Source organism: Streptomyces durhamensis, from assembly GCF_000725475.1.
GTDB classification, from domain to species: Bacteria; Actinomycetota; Actinomycetes; order Streptomycetales; family Streptomycetaceae; genus Streptomyces; species Streptomyces filipinensis.
On sequence record NZ_JNXR01000027.1, the window covers coordinates 41194 to 55707 of the forward strand.

Here is a 14514-nt window from a genome sequence, read left to right on the forward strand (position 1 = left end):
CGGTCCCGGAGCATCCGGGGCCGCCGTTGCCGTACCTGCGGAGGGCTTCTGCCGCGGGCGTCGGCGATACTGGAAGGCGCTGCAACGCATAGGGAAAGGCCACAGACGTGACTGAGATCGAGATCGGGCGCGGCAAGCGCGGCCGCCGGGCGTACGCCTTCGACGACATCGCCGTCGTCCCCAGCCGCCGTACGCGGGACCCGAAGGAGGTCTCGATCGCCTGGCAGATCGACGCCTACCGCTTCGAGCTGCCCTTCCTCGCCGCCCCCATGGACTCGGTCGTCTCCCCGGCCACCGCGATCCGCATCGGCGAGCTGGGCGGCCTCGGCGTGCTCAACCTCGAAGGCCTGTGGACCCGGCACGAGGACCCGCAGCCGCTGCTCGACGAGATCGCCGTGCTGCCGGCCGAGCAGGCGACCCGCCGCCTCCAGGAGATCTACTCCGCCCCCATCAAGGAGGAGCTGATCGGCGCGCGCATCAAGGAGGTGCGCGACTCCGGCGTGGTCACGGCTGCCGCGCTCTCCCCGCAGCGCACCGCGCAGTTCTCCAAGGCGGTCGTGGACGCGGGCGTGGACATCTTCGTCATCCGCGGTACGACGGTCTCGGCGGAGCACGTCTCGTCCGCGCACGAGCCGCTGAACCTGAAGCAGTTCATCTATGAGCTGGACGTGCCGGTGATCGTCGGCGGCTGCGCCACCTACACCGCGGCCCTGCACCTGATGCGGACCGGTGCGGCCGGTGTCCTGGTCGGCTTCGGCGGCGGCGCCGCCCACACCACGCGCAACGTGCTGGGCATCCAGGTGCCGATGGCGACGGCCGTCGCCGACGTGGCAGCGGCGCGCCGTGACTACATGGACGAGTCCGGCGGGCGGTACGTGCACGTGATCGCGGACGGTGGCGTCGGCGGGTCCGGCGACCTGCCCAAGGCGATCGCCTGCGGCGCGGACGCGGTGATGATGGGCTCCCCGCTGGCGCGCGCCACGGACGCGCCGGGCAAGGGCCACCACTGGGGCATGGAGGCGGTCAACGAGGAGCTGCCCCGTGGCAAGAAGGTCGACCTCGGCACGGTCGGCACCATCGAGGAGATCCTCACCGGCCCGTCCCACACCCCCGACGGTTCGATGAACTTCTTCGGCGCCCTGCGCCGCGCCATGGCCACCACCGGCTACAGCGAGCTGAAGGAGTTCCAGCGGGTCGAGGTGACGGTCGCGGACAGCCAGCACCGCCGCTGACCCGTACGACGCGAAGGGCCCGGCCACCGTCAGCGGTGGGCGGGCCCTTTCCCGTGCGGGCGCGGGTCTACTGGGCGGCCTTCCTGGAGCCCGAGAACGCGGCTGCCGCGCCGATGGCCAGGAACAGGAAGGTCAGCGGGTCGGCGTCCTTCTTCCAGACCTCCTGGACACCGCTGAAGTGCTTGAAGAAGATCTCGTTGAAGCTGACGTCGAAGTGGTTGGCGATGATGATCGCGTCGCCGACCAGCTGGCCCAGGTAGACCGCGCCGAGCGCGAGGACGGCGCTCAGGACGGGCAGGGCCGGGTTGCGGCCGCCCGCCTTGCCGGCCGCGAGGCCGATGACGAAGCCGACGCCGACGGCCGCGTAGCCGATCTCGTGCTTGGTGGCGCCGGCGATGACGCCGTAGAGCGCACCGGCGACCACGGCGGCGACGAGCGCGGCGACCAGGCCGAGGACCAGGTTGCTGCGGACCGGGGCGGCCGGCGCCGGCGCGGCGAAGGCGCCCGGCTGCGGCGGGTACGGCGCTCCCGGGACGGGGGCCGGGGCCTGCTGGGCGTACGGGTTGGCGCCCAGCGGACCGGACTGCGGCGGCTGTGGCGGTGGCGCTGACTGGCTCATGACAGAAATCCCCCCGAGGTGGAGCACGACGGCGTTACGGAAACGGAAGAGGCCCGCGCATCCGTGTGCGGCGGGTCCGGGGGAGACTAACAGCCGGGGACGACAGGGCCCCCGGCCGTTTTCCGTTCGTGACCGGGCTCAGAGCCGGTGCGCCGCCCCGGTGGGCGTGGCGCCGCGCGTGTCCAGCAGCAGCTGGGCCTTCACCGACAGCCCCTGCAGGTCGTACGTCCGGTGGTGCTGGAGCAGGATGGTCAGGTCGGCGTCGGCGGCGGCCTCGTAGAGCGCGTCCGCGCGCGGGACCGGGCGGTCCAGGACGTTCCAGGCGGCCACGTAGGGGTCGTGGAAGCTCACGGAGGCCCCCAGCTCCATCAGCCGGACCGCGATCTCCTGGGCGGGTGTGCCCTGCAGGTCGGCGAGGTCGGGCTTGTAGGTCACGCCGAGCAGCAGCACGCGCGCGCCCCGGGCGGACTTGCCGTGCTCGTTGAGGAGGGCCGCCGCGCGCTGGACGACGTACCGTGGCATCCGGCTGTTGACCTGCTGGGCCAGTTCCACCATGCGCAGGGTGCGGGTGGCGTGGCCGGTGAGGTCCTGCGGGACGCCGTGCCCGCCGACGCCAGGTCCGGGCTTGAAAGCCTGGAAGCCGAACGGCTTGGTCTCCGCGCAGCGGATCACGTCCCACAGGTCGACGCCCAGCTCGTGGCAGAGCACGGCCATCTCGTTGACCAGCGCGATGTTGACGTGCCGGAAATTCGTCTCCAGCAACTGCACCGTCTCGGCCTCGCGCAGACCACGCGTGCGTACCACCTTGTCGGTGAGCCGGCCGTAGAAGGCGGCGGCCGACTCGGTGCACGCCGGGGTGAGGCCGCCGATGACCTTGGGGATGTTGGCGGGGGTGTGGTCGCGGTTGCCGGGGTCGACCCGGCTGGGGGAGTAGGCGAGGTGGAAGTCGCGGCCGGCGCGCAGCCCGGAGCCCTTCTCCAGCAGGGGCCGCAGGAACTCCTCCGTCGTGCCGGGCAGCACGGGCGACTCCAGGATGACCGTGGTGTGCGGGCGGAGCCGTTCGGCGAGGGTGCGGGCGGCCGCCTCGACCTGGCCGAGGTCGAGCCCGCCGTCGGCGCCGCGCGGGGTCGACGCGCAGATCACCGCCGTGCGCACCCGGCCGAGCTGGGCCGGGTCGGTGCCCGGCCGGAAGCCCGCCGCGTGCATCCGGCGCAGCTCGGCCGGGCTGAGCGAGCCCGCCTCGGGGCCGGTCGTGTAGCCGATGGTGGCGACGCCTGCGGCGACGGCGGCCTGGGCGAGCGGCAAACCGTAGGGGCCGAGTCCGATGACGGCGAGGTCTGAGGGCATGCGTGGGCCGTCCTTCCCAGTAGCCGAAGCGGAACAGGTACGCAACCGCTGCCGACAGGATGAGCGAGTTCTCTGTCAGACTAGGTACATATATGACCGTTATGTCTGATTGTGTCCGTGTGTCTTCCAGGGTTGTGCGCAAGTTGTCCACAGGTTGGGAGCCCGTGGTGGCTGAAGTCGGGCAACCCGGTCAGAATTTGGGCATGAGGAGGGGATGAACCGGGCTTCGCCCACCGGGTGCGGCCGACGCGAGCGAGTGTGCGACAGCGGGAGGCAGCGGTGAGGACAGCGACTCTTGGGCCGGCGCAGCGCGCAGAGGCACTGGCGGCGATGGCGGAGCGCGAGCTGGACGTCCTGGTGACGGGCGGCGGAGTCGTCGGCGCGGGCACCGCCCTGGACGCGGTCACCCGCGGCCTGTCCACCGGTCTGGTCGAGGCCCGCGACTGGGCGTCCGGGACCTCCAGCCGGTCCAGCAAACTCGTCCACGGCGGTCTGCGCTATCTGGAGATGCTCGACTTCGCCCTCGTCCGCGAGGCCCTGAAGGAGCGCGGTCTGCTCCTGGAGCGGCTCGCCCCGCACCTGGTCAAACCGGTGCCGTTCCTCTATCCGCTGCAGCACAAGGGCTGGGAGCGGCTGTACGCGGGCTCGGGCGTGGCCCTGTACGACGCGATGTCCATGGCCCGCGGACACGGCCGGGGCCTGCCCCTGCACCGCCATCTGTCCCACCGTCAAGCCCTGCGCGTCGCCCCCTGCCTGAAGAAGGACGCCCTGGTCGGAGCCCTGCAGTACTACGACGCCCAGATGGACGACGCCCGCTTCGTGGCCACCCTGGTGCGCACGGCGGCGTCCTACGGCGCCAAGGTGGCCAACCGCGCGCGCGTGACCGGGTTCCTGCGCGAGGGCGAGCGGGTCGTCGGCGCCCGGGTGCAGGACGTGGAGGGCGGCGGGGAGTACGAGATCCGCGCCAAGCAGATCGTCAACGCGACCGGCGTGTGGACCGACGACACGCAGGCCATGGTGGGCGAGCGCGGCCAGTTCCACGTCCGCGCCTCCAAGGGCATCCACCTGGTCGTGCCCAAGGACCGCATCCACTCCAGCAGCGGTCTGATCCTGCGCACCGAGAAGTCCGTCCTGTTCGTCATCCCCTGGGGCCGGCACTGGATCGTCGGCACCACCGACACCGACTGGGACCTCGACAAGGCCCACCCGGCCGCGTCCAGCGCCGACATCGACTATCTGCTGGAACACGTCAACTCGGTGCTCGCGGTGCCGCTCGGGCGCGACGACGTACAGGGCGTGTACGCCGGACTGCGCCCGCTGCTCGCCGGGGAGTCCGACGCCACCAGCAAGCTGTCCCGCGAGCACACCGTCGCCCACCCGGCGCCCGGGCTCGTGGTCGTGGCGGGCGGCAAGTACACCACCTACCGGGTGATGGCGAAGGACGCCGTAGACGAGGCCGTGCACGGCCTGGACATGCGGGTCGCCGACTGTGTGACGGAGGAGACCCCGCTGCTCGGCGCGGAGGGCTACCACGCGCTGTGGAACGCACGCGCACGGACCGCCGCCCGCACCGGACTGCACGTGGCCCGCGTGGAACACCTGCTGAACCGGTACGGCTCCATGGCCGAGGAGGTCCTGGACCTCATCGCCGCCGACGCCGCCCTGGGCGAGCCCCTGGCCGCCGCCGACGACTATCTGCGCGCCGAGGTGGTGTACGCCGCCTCGCACGAGGGCGCCCGGCACCTGGACGACGTCCTCACCCGCCGCACCCGCATCTCCATCGAGACCTTCGACCGGGGCACCCGCAGCGCCCGCGAGGCGGCCGAGCTGATGGCACCGGTCCTCGGCTGGGACAAGGACCAGATCGAGCGCGAGGTCGAGCACTACGAGAAGCGCGTGGAGGCCGAGCGGGAGTCCCAGCTCCAGCCCGACGACCAGACGGCCGACGCGGCGCGGCTCGGCGCACCGGACATCGTGCCGCTCAGCTGAGCGGGGCGCCCGCCCGCCCCGTTCCCCGGCCGGCGTCATGGCGCTCCGTCATGACGGGAGCGCACAGCGGAGCCGTACCTTCCGCTCACGTCGGGCAGCCGGGGCCGCCGACAGCCGAACAGTCGTCATCCCCGCGCGAGAAACGTGCACTTCGCCCGGCTTCCGGCACGTTGGCCCCGCCGCGGCGAGGGGCCCTGGGCGTTGAGCACTTGTCGAGTGAGAGACAATGGAAGCTCTGTCAGGGCGGGTTGTATGAGGGGACGCATGTCGGAGGCGGAGCGGGCGGGAACATCTCGTCAGGAGACTCGTCAGGACAAGAGCGAGCGTCGTCTCCTCGCCGGGCGGTACCGGCTGGGAGACGTGCTGGGCCGGGGCGGAATGGGCACCGTCTGGCGCGCCGAGGACGAGACCCTGAGCCGGACGGTCGCCGTCAAGGAGCTGCGGTTCCCGTCGAACATCGACGAGGAGGAGAAGCGGCGCCTGATCACGCGCACCCTGCGCGAGGCCAAGGCGATCGCCCGGATCCGCAACAACAGCGCGGTGACGGTCTTCGACGTGGTCGACGAGGACGACCGGCCCTGGATCGTCATGGAGTTGGTGGAGGGCAAGTCCCTCGCCGAGGTCATCCGCGAGGACGGCCTGCTGGAACCGAGGCGCGCCGCCGAAGTGGGCCTCGCCGTCCTCGACGTGCTGCGCGCCGCGCACCGCGAGGGCATCCTGCACCGCGACGTGAAGCCGTCCAACGTGCTCATCGCCGAGGACGGCCGGGTCGTGCTCACCGACTTCGGCATCGCGCAGGTCGAAGGCGACCCGTCCATCACCTCCACCGGCATGCTCGTCGGCGCCCCGTCCTACATCTCCCCGGAGCGCGCCCGCGGTCACAAGCCGGGCCCGGCGGCCGACCTGTGGTCGCTCGGCGGCCTGCTGTACGCCGCGGTCGAGGGCGTCCCCCCGTACGACAAGGGGTCGGCGATCGCCACCCTCACCGCGGTGATGACCGAGCCCGTGGAGGAGCCCAAGAACGCGGGCCCCCTCAAGGACGTCATCTACGGCCTGCTCACCAAGGACCCGGCCGAGCGGCTCGACGACGCCGGCGCCCGGGTTCTGCTCAACAGGGTGCTCCACGCGCCCGAACCGGAGCCCCTGGACGCCACGCGGGTGGTTCCGCTGCCCGCGCAGCCCGGGCCGTCCGAGGGCGGGCGCGGCGAGGAGGCGGCGGACAAGCTGCGCGGCGCGCTGCGATCGGTCCGCAAGGCGGCCGGGGCGGCGGCCACCGCCGCGGCGTCGGCACGGACGAAGAGTGGCGGCGACACGAGCGTGCCGGGTGCCGGGCGAGCGGCGGGCGTGGGCGGTGCCACGGCCGGCGGCGCCCGCCCGACGTCCTCCGGTGGCGCCCGCCCGGCGTCCTCCGGTGGCGCCCGCCCGGCGTCCTCCGGTGGGGCGCGGCCCGGCTCCTCCACGGGGTCCGGCGCCGGATCCCCAGGACGGCCTGGCGGCCCGGCGTCGGGTGCCGTCCGTGGACCGAACTCCAGCGCGAACAAGCCGAGTTCGGGCTGGCCCGTGATGCCCCCGCCGGACCTGGACCTGCCGCCGCGACCGGTGCCGAGAGCGCCGCTGACCGACGTGGTGCCCAGGCGCACCCTGGTGATCATCGCCGTGGTGATCGTCCTCGCCGTGCTCGGCACCATCCTGGCCATCGTGCTGAACGACGGCGACGGCAAGGACGGCAAGAGCAGCGCGGCCGAGGCGGCCGCCAGCGCCAGCGCGTCCACCAAGCAGGACAAGGGCGGCACGACGACGGCAGGCGGGGCACGGACGGACGGGGCGGCCCCGTCCGCGGCCGGCACCGGTGCCGCGTCCCGCGCGGTCGACGCGGGCGCGTCCACCGACGACGCCTCCGGCACGTCCGGCTCCAAGGGCGGCGGGAGCGCGCCGGCGGTGTCGACCCGCAAGGGCGGCCAGGGGTACTCGATCGGGCTGCCCAAGGGGTGGTCGTACCAGTCCACCGGCGGTGCGGGCGACCGCTACACCGGTCCCGACGGGCAGAAGCTGCTCATCGGCTGGACCGGCAGCCCCAAGGACGACCCGGTGGCGGACTGGGAGAACCAGGAAGGCTACATGGAGCGTTCCCAGTACCACCGGATCCGCATCGAGAAGGTGGACTACCGCGGCTGGAACACGGCCGACTGGGAGTTCACCTACGTCGACGACGGCACCGGCTACCGCACCATCGACCGCGGGTTCGTGGTCAACGGCCACCTCGGTTACGGACTGATGTACACCGCGAAGTCCGCGAAGTGGGACAGTGTGCTGCGCAAGGACACCTGGAAGACGCTGACGACGACCTTCACGCCCAAGTCGTAGACAGCGGGCGCCGGTTTGGGGCGTGATAATCCGTCATCCACTCAATGCGGGTTGCCTCCGGCACGTATCGTGAATGGTTGCGGATCGTACGCAGCCGGATGCGTGTGCGGAACGGGTCGCGAGGCGAACGGATGTGACCGACCGGGCGGCCGGGGGAGGCAAAGTGGAGGACTACGCGGGTCGGGTGCTCGCCGACCGCTACCGCCTGCCGTTGCCGCCCGCCGAGGAGTACGAACTCACCGAGACCCGCGCCTTCGACACCTACAGCGGCCAGGACGTGCTCGTCCGGCAGGTGCCGCTGCCGGAGGTCGTCGAGGCGGAGGTGCTCGACGCGGAGGGCCTGCCCGAGGGGTTCACCGCGCGCGAGCGCGGCACCCGGCGGGCGCCGGACGCCCGGACCGCCACCCGGCGGCCCGCCGATCCGGCCGTGCGGCGCGCCGTGGAGGCCGTGCAGGCGGCGGCCCGCATCCCCGACCATCCGCGCCTCGACCAGGTCTTCGACGTCTTCGCCGAGGGCGGCTCGCTGTGGATCGTCAGCGAGTTGGTGGCCGCGCGCCCGCTGTCCGCACTGCTCGCCGAGCAGCCGCTGTCGCCGTACCGGGCGGCCGAGGTCGCCTCCGACGTGCTCATGGCGCTGCGGGTGCTGCACGCCCATGGCTGGGTGCACCGCAACGTCACCGCGCGCACGGTGCTGGTCTGCGACGACGGCCGTGTGATGCTGACCGGCCTCGCCGTCGGCGCCGCGGAGGAGGCGCTGTGCGGGTACGACCCGGTGCCGCCCGAGGACGGCACGGGGGACGCCGCCCCGGGCGCCGCGCACGCCGTGGGCGGAGCCGGGACAGCGCCGGCCGAGCCCGGCAGCGCCGCGCGACCGGCGCCGACTCCGTTCGCCGGGGGGTGGGGCGCGTCCTCCGGTTCCGGCGGCCGGGCGAGTGGTGCGGCGGCCGGATCGGGACCCGTCCCCGCCGCCGACGTCGATCCCGACGTCGATCCCGAGGCCGCGCGCCGGGCCGCGATCCAGGCGCGGTCGGCCGGAGCGCTGCCCGGGGCGAACGGGGCCTCCGGCGGCACCGCTGTGCCCCGCCCGGCGGGGCAACGGCCCCCGGAGGGCGGCGCGGACATCCGTGCCGCCCGCGCCGGGGCCATCGCCGCGTACCGCGCGGGTGCCCGTGCCGCCGCCCGGGTCCAGGAGGCCCGCCAGGGCGGCCGCGCCGCCCTGCCAGGGGCCCGGCCGCCCGCCGAGGACGGCGCCGGTACCGAGAAGACCGACGGCACGGCACCGCCTCACCCCGCCGGGCCGACCCCGCCCGGCCGCGTCGCCGACCCCTACGGGGTACACCCCTCGGAGCCGAACGGTGCTCCCCTGGGGCCGGGTGTCCGCGGGGGCTTCCCGGAGCTGGATGAGGGCCGGCAGCGCCCTGGTGGGTCTGGAGACCCCTCGGAGCTGAACGGCGCTTCCCAGGGCCCGGGTGCCCCGGGCGACTTCCCGGACGTGGGCGGCGGCTGGCAGCGCTCCGGTGGGGCTGGTGGCTCTTCGGAGCTGAACGGCGCCTCGGCGCGTCCCGGTGCGGCGGGTGGCTCTTCCGGGCTCAACGGTGCCTCCGCGGGGCCGGAGTCCGGTGGCGGTTTCCGGGATCCGAGCGGTGCCTTCCCGGGCTCCGGGAGCCCGGAGCCGGGCGGCGGTGTGCGGCGGCCCGTGCCGCCCCCGCCGGGCCGACGCTCCGCGTACCCGTCCGTGCCAGGTCAGGCGTCCGTTCCCGGCCAGGCGTCTGTTCCCGGGCAAGCGTCCGTGCGCGGTCAAACGTCCGGGCCTGGTCAGACGTCCGTTCCCGGCCAGGCGTCCGGGCCGGGGCAGGGGACCGGCACCGCACGCGGGCGGCAGGCCGGTGACCCGCTCTCCCCCGTCACAGGTCCTGGTCCCGGTCCCGGTTCCGCCCACGTCCAGGCCCGCCCCGGTTGGGACGGCGCCGGGGCGGCCGTGACAGGTGCCCGGCGTGGGCCCGGCACCGCGTTGGCGGCCGAGCGGGCGCGGCAGGTGCGGATGACCGTCGTCGGGCCGGTGACCGAGCGGTGGGCGCCGGAGCAAGCCGTACCCGTGCACGAGAACTGGCAGCTGGCGGCGCCGATCGGGCCCGCGACCGACCTGTGGGCGCTCGGGGCGCTGCTGTTCCGCGCCGTGCAGGGGCACGCGCCGTACCCGGAGGAGTCGACGGCCGAGCTGGTGCAGCTGGTGTGCGCCGAGCCGCCCGCCTTCGCCGAGGAATGCGGTCCGCTGCGGCCGGTCGTGGAGTCACTGCTGCGCCAGGACCCCACCGAGCGCCTGGACGTCGAGGAACTGAACGGCTGGCTGCGCTCGCTGGTGCGCTCCGCGCCCGAGCCGGACGCCGGCACCCATGTCGTACCCGTGCCGCCCGCCGACCCCAGCCGGCTGCCGATCGTCCGGCGCCGCGGGGAGCTGGTGCGCCGTCGCCGCGCGGGACTCCCCGCGGCCCCCGCGCACGGCCGGCACAAGCGAGCCCGGGAGGAGGGCCGTTCCCCGCGGCGCCTCGGCCGGACCCTGCTCCTGCTGATCCTGCTCCTGCTGGCCGGCGCGATCGCCTACGCGATGCTGTTCATGCCCCGACAGGGGGAGAACGGGGCCGCGGGCGGCGACCGCACCGGCACCGCGGCCGAGGCGAGTCCCGCGCCGTCGCACACCCGGCGGCAGCCCTCCCCGGGGCGGAGCGCACCGGAGAGCAGCGCGCCCGCCACCGAGACCCAGACCGGCGGCGACACGTCCGTCGCCGACGGCTTCACCCTGCGCAAGGACCCGGACGGCTTCCAGGTGGCCGTCGCCAAGGGCTGGGACCGCATTCCGAAGAACGGCAGCGGCCAGGTGCTCTACGCACACGGGAGCTTCGAGCTGATCGTCGTCCCCGGGCGGGACGGCGCCGCGACGTACGGCAGCGACCCGATGCGCTACCAGCGGGACAAGGAACGCGAACTCCAGCCGTACCGCGACTCCAGCTGGGCCACGGCCACCGGGCTGCGCACCATCGAGGTGGGCGGACGGACCATGGCCGAGGGCCAGTTCACCTGGACCGACGGGCAGGGACACGACCTGTTCGTACGCAACATGGCGATCCTGCTGAACGGCCGCTACCACATCGTCCAGGTCCGCGGTCCGGAGGCCGACCGGGACGAGGTGACGCAGCTCTACGAGCAGGCCACGGCGACGTACCGCTACACGCGTTGAGCGCCCTGTACACAGGGGCGGCGGCAACCGTCACAGTGGTGTCACCTTGGGACCCCGCTGGTTCCCTGTTGGTGGACCGGTCCTTAACCTGACCCTGTCAAGAACATTGCGGGGCAACGTGAATCAGATGCAGGGCCTGCTCATAGCGGGCCGCTACCGGCTCGCCGATTCGATCGGCAGCGGCGGCATGGGCCGGGTGTGGCGCGCCCACGACGAGGTGCTGAACCGGACGGTCGCCGTCAAGGAGTTGACCGCCGCACTCTACGTCTCCGACAGCGACCGGGCCGTCCTGCTCGCACGGACCCGGGCGGAGGCCCGCGCCGCCGCGCGCATCAACCACTCTGCGGTCGTCACCGTGCACGACGTCCTCGAACACGACGGCCGCCCGTGGATCGTCATGGAGCTGGTCGAGGGCCATTCGCTGGCCGACGCGGTGAAGGAACGGGGGCGCGTCGAGCCGCGGGAGGCCGCGCGCATCGGCCTGTGGGTGCTGCGGGCGCTGCGCGCCGCGCACTCCGCCGGCGTACTGCACCGGGACGTCAAGCCCGGCAACGTCCTCCTCGGCCGCGACGGCCGGGTGCTGCTCACCGACTTCGGCATCGCCCAGATCGAGGGCGACTCCACCATCACGCGCACCGGAGAGGTCGTCGGATCGGTCGACTACCTCGCGCCGGAGCGGGTGCGCGGCCACGACCCGGGCCCGGCCTCGGACCTGTGGGCGCTCGGCGCCACCCTGTACACGGCGGTCGAGGGCCGTTCGCCGTTCCGCCGCACCTCACCGCTGGGCACCATGCAGGCGGTCGTCGAGGAGGACGCCGACGAGACGCGCCACGCCGGTGCGCTCGGCCCCGTCATAGCCTCCCTGCTGCGCAAGGAACCGGACCGGCGGCCGGGTGCGGAGCAGGCGGAACAGATGCTCGCCGAGGCGGCCGAGGGCCGCCACCCGGCCCAGCCGTTCATCCCGAACCAGGGCTCGGGCGTGCACACCCCCGGGACGAGCCGTTCGTCCGCCTCGGGCCACGGCTCCACGGGGACCACCGCGGGCTACGGCTCCCACGGCTACGACCCCGGCGCGACCACCTCCGGCTACGACCCCGGAGCGACCACCCCGGGCTACGGCCCCGGAGCGCCGGCGGGTCCGGGCCGTTCCGCGACCGGGCCGACGGCCGTGGCGCCCACGCCTTCGAACGCGGCGGGTGGCCCGGCGACGCCCCGGCCCCGTCCCCGGCGCAGGCTGCGCACCCTCGCGCTCGTCGTCGCCGCGGCGGCGGTGCTCGGCGGTGGCGCGGCCGTGGCCTTCCAGAAGTGGGGCGGCATGGAGCAGAACACCGGCACGAGCGGGGGTGCGGGCCCGGCCACCGCGCCGGCCTCCGCGAGCGGCAGCGCCGCGCCGCGCCCCGACGGAACGGTTCCCGCCTCGTGGAAGCGCTACGACGACAAGTGGGGCTTCAGCATCTACCTGCCCAAGGGCTGGTCGCGGAAGGAGGTGGAGAGCAAACCCAGCGTCCCCTCCCTCCGGCAGGTCGACTACACGCCCGACGGCGGCAAGCACTTCGTCCGTATCGCTCTCGACACCTCACCGGACTTCAAGGACGCCTACTCGCACCAGATCAACCTGGAGGAGCAGATCAGCCGGCGGCTGGTCGGCTACCACCGCGTCCGGCTGCAGAAGAACATCTACCGCGACCTCGGCGGCTCGGTCTGGGAGTACACCTGGACCGCGCTGCCGAAGGACACGCCGTTCCCGGGACCGCGGCGTGCCGTCGAGGAGACGTACATCTCCTGGAAGGGCAACGAGTACGCGGTCTACCTCTCGTCGCCCGCGGCGGACTGGGCGACGACCAGCAAGCAGTTCAAGGCGGTTCTGCAGGGCTGGCAGCAGCCGAAGGACGGCTGACGACGGCTGATACGGCCGAAAAACGCTGGTCGATCGGCCCGGCTTGGCCGATCGGCGCCCCGGAGCGCATGGGTCCGGTGCGGCATGATGGGGCCCATGGGGACCGAGGGCGCCGACTTCCGGGTGATCGCGGGCCGTTACCGCCTGGAGGCACGCATCGGGCGTGGCGGCATGGGAGTCGTGTGGCGGGCCCTCGACCAGGTACTGGGACGGCGTGTCGCGGTCAAGGAACTCCTCCCGGACGACTCCCTCACCGAGGACGACGCGCGGCGCCGCCGGGACCGTACGTTCCGTGAGGCGCGGGCGGTCGCCCAGTTGCGCCACCCGCACATCATCGTCGTGCACGACGTGGTGGAACAGGACGAACGTCCTTACCTGGTCATGGAGTTGGTCGACGGAGGCTCGCTCGCCGACCGGATCGCGCGGCAGGGACCGGTCGACGCCGCCGAGGCCGCGCGGATCGGTGTCGCCCTGCTCAGCGCGGTGCGCACCGCGCACGAGGTGGGGGTGCTGCACCGGGACATCAAGCCCGCCAACGTCCTGATCGAGTCCGGCACCGGCCGGGTGGTGCTGACCGACTTCGGTATCGCGCAGGTCGCGGGCGCCACCACGCTCACCGAGACCGGCTCCTTCGTCGGCTCGCCCGAATACACCGCACCGGAGCGGATGTCGGGGCTGCGCACCGGGCCGGAGTCCGACCTGTGGTCGGTGGGCGCGCTGCTGTGCACGGTGCTCAGCGGCGAGTCGCCGTTCCGGCGCGACTCGCTCGGCGGCATCCTGCACGCCGTGGTCGCCGCCGACATCCGGCCCCCCGCCGAGGCGGAGCCCCTGCTGCCGGTCGTACGGGGGCTGCTGGAACGCGACCCCGACCGGCGGCTCGGCGCGGCACCGGCCGAGCAGATGCTGCGGACGTTCCTGGAGACGGGCCGGACACCGCCGGCACCGGGCCCGTCCGGCACCCCGGCCCCCGGGCACGCCCACCGGACGGGCGGGGGCCGGACGCCGCGGCCCGGGACGGCGGCGAGTCGTGCGCCGCACGCCGCCACGCCGTACACGCCCACCGAGCCGGCCCCTCCGCACCGGACACCGCAGCCGCCCGCCGCGGCCGGGCCGACGGCCGAGCCGCCGCCCCGGACGTCCCCGCGCGGGGTGCTGCTCGCGGCCCTGCTGATCGCCGCGCTCGCCGGGGCCGGTGTGTCGGCGGCGGCGCTGCTGCTGCACCGGGACGGGGGCGGCGGCAGCCCCGGCGGCACGGCGACGTCCCCGGCGACCGGGAGCGGTACGCGTCCGCCCTCGGCACCCGGCACCGCCGTGCCGGCGCCCACCGCGACACGCCCGACGGTCACCGGTCCCGCCTCGACCGGCTCGCGCACCGCGCCCTCCGGCTACCGCACCGCCCGGGATCCGGCCGGCTTCTCCCTCGCCGTGCCGCAGGACTTCACCCGCAGTCCGCAGGGCGAGCGCGTCTTCTACCTCTCGCCCGGCCAGACCTACCGCCTCGGCGTGAAGGTGACCGGTGCCCAGCCGGGCGGCCCGCGGGGCGCGCTGGAGCGGTCGGCCGCAGGCGGGTCCGCCACCAACCCCGGCTACCGCGACGGCCGGGTCACCGCCGCCACGCACGACGGGCATCCGGCCGCGCTGTGGGAGTTCACCTGGGACGGCTTCAACGCGGCGGAGGGCCCGCGCCACACCTACGACCTGTGCTGGCAGGAGGCCGGGCGGATGTACGACGTCTGGGTGTCGGCGCCGGTCGGCAAGGTGCGGGAGGCGCGGGAGTACTTCGACGTGGCGGTCGACACCTTCCGGGCGGGCTCCTGACCGGCCGCTCGGT

The 14514-nt window shown here is 74.0% G+C and carries 8 protein-coding genes; 6 read left to right on the plus strand and 2 right to left on the minus strand.

The window, feature by feature from the left end; all coding sequences use genetic code 11:
• Window positions 1-107 precede the first annotated feature (107 nt).
• Window positions 108-1232, plus strand: coding sequence for a GuaB3 family IMP dehydrogenase-related protein (locus tag IO33_RS0132615; RefSeq protein WP_031171690.1), 1125 nt, complete (start codon window positions 108-110; stop codon window positions 1230-1232).
• Between the two features lie 67 nt (window positions 1233-1299).
• Here IO33_RS0132615 and IO33_RS0132620 read toward each other — a convergent pair whose 3' ends face one another.
• Window positions 1300-1851: a hypothetical protein gene (locus IO33_RS0132620; RefSeq protein ID WP_031171692.1), complete on the minus strand. Its 552-nt coding sequence runs from the start codon at window positions 1849-1851 to the stop codon at window positions 1300-1302.
• Between the two features lie 138 nt (window positions 1852-1989).
• The gene (locus tag IO33_RS0132625) at window positions 1990-3198 is read right to left on the minus strand and encodes a nucleotide sugar dehydrogenase (RefSeq protein WP_031171694.1); all 1209 of its coding nucleotides are present in this window, start codon (window positions 3196-3198) and stop codon (window positions 1990-1992) included.
• A 279-nt stretch (window positions 3199-3477) separates the two neighbouring features.
• Between IO33_RS0132625 and IO33_RS0132630 the strand changes: the two genes are divergently transcribed.
• From IO33_RS0132630 to IO33_RS0132650, 5 genes are all read left to right on the plus strand, one after another.
• Window positions 3478-5187, plus strand: a complete 1710-nt coding sequence (locus IO33_RS0132630; protein ID WP_031171696.1) for a glycerol-3-phosphate dehydrogenase/oxidase — start codon at window positions 3478-3480, stop codon at window positions 5185-5187.
• A 264-nt stretch (window positions 5188-5451) separates the two neighbouring features.
• Window positions 5452-7551 carry a serine/threonine-protein kinase gene (locus IO33_RS0132635; RefSeq protein ID WP_031171699.1) on the plus strand — a complete coding sequence of 700 codons (2100 nt, stop codon included), beginning with the start codon at window positions 5452-5454 and terminating at the stop codon, window positions 7549-7551.
• Window positions 7552-7714: 163 nt separating this feature from the next.
• Window positions 7715-10786, plus strand: a complete 3072-nt coding sequence (locus tag IO33_RS0132640) for a protein kinase (RefSeq protein ID WP_031171701.1) — start codon at window positions 7715-7717, stop codon at window positions 10784-10786.
• A gap of 127 nt (window positions 10787-10913) precedes the next feature.
• A complete protein-coding gene (locus tag IO33_RS0132645; RefSeq protein WP_031171704.1) occupies window positions 10914-12683 on the plus strand; it encodes a serine/threonine-protein kinase in 1770 nt (589 codons plus the stop codon).
• Window positions 12684-12779: 96 nt separating this feature from the next.
• Entirely contained in the window at window positions 12780-14501 is a 1722-nt protein-coding gene (locus tag IO33_RS0132650; RefSeq protein WP_031171705.1) for a serine/threonine-protein kinase, read from the plus strand.
• Window positions 14502-14514 lie beyond the last annotated feature (13 nt).

What these genes read in the sequence shown, in the direction of transcription:
- IO33_RS0132635 (WP_031171699.1), top strand. Translation starts at nt 5,452, where the DNA reads ATGTCGGAGGCGGAGCGGGCGGGAACATCTCGTCAGGAGACTCGTCAG.
- IO33_RS0132625 (WP_031171694.1), bottom strand. Translation starts at nt 3,198, where the DNA reads ATGCCCTCAGACCTCGCCGTCATCGGACTCGGCCCCTACGGTTTGCCG.
- IO33_RS0132650 (WP_031171705.1), top strand. Translation starts at nt 12,780, where the DNA reads ATGGGGACCGAGGGCGCCGACTTCCGGGTGATCGCGGGCCGTTACCGC.
- IO33_RS0132620 (WP_031171692.1), bottom strand. Translation starts at nt 1,851, where the DNA reads ATGAGCCAGTCAGCGCCACCGCCACAGCCGCCGCAGTCCGGTCCGCTG.
- IO33_RS0132645 (WP_031171704.1), top strand. Translation starts at nt 10,914, where the DNA reads ATGCAGGGCCTGCTCATAGCGGGCCGCTACCGGCTCGCCGATTCGATC.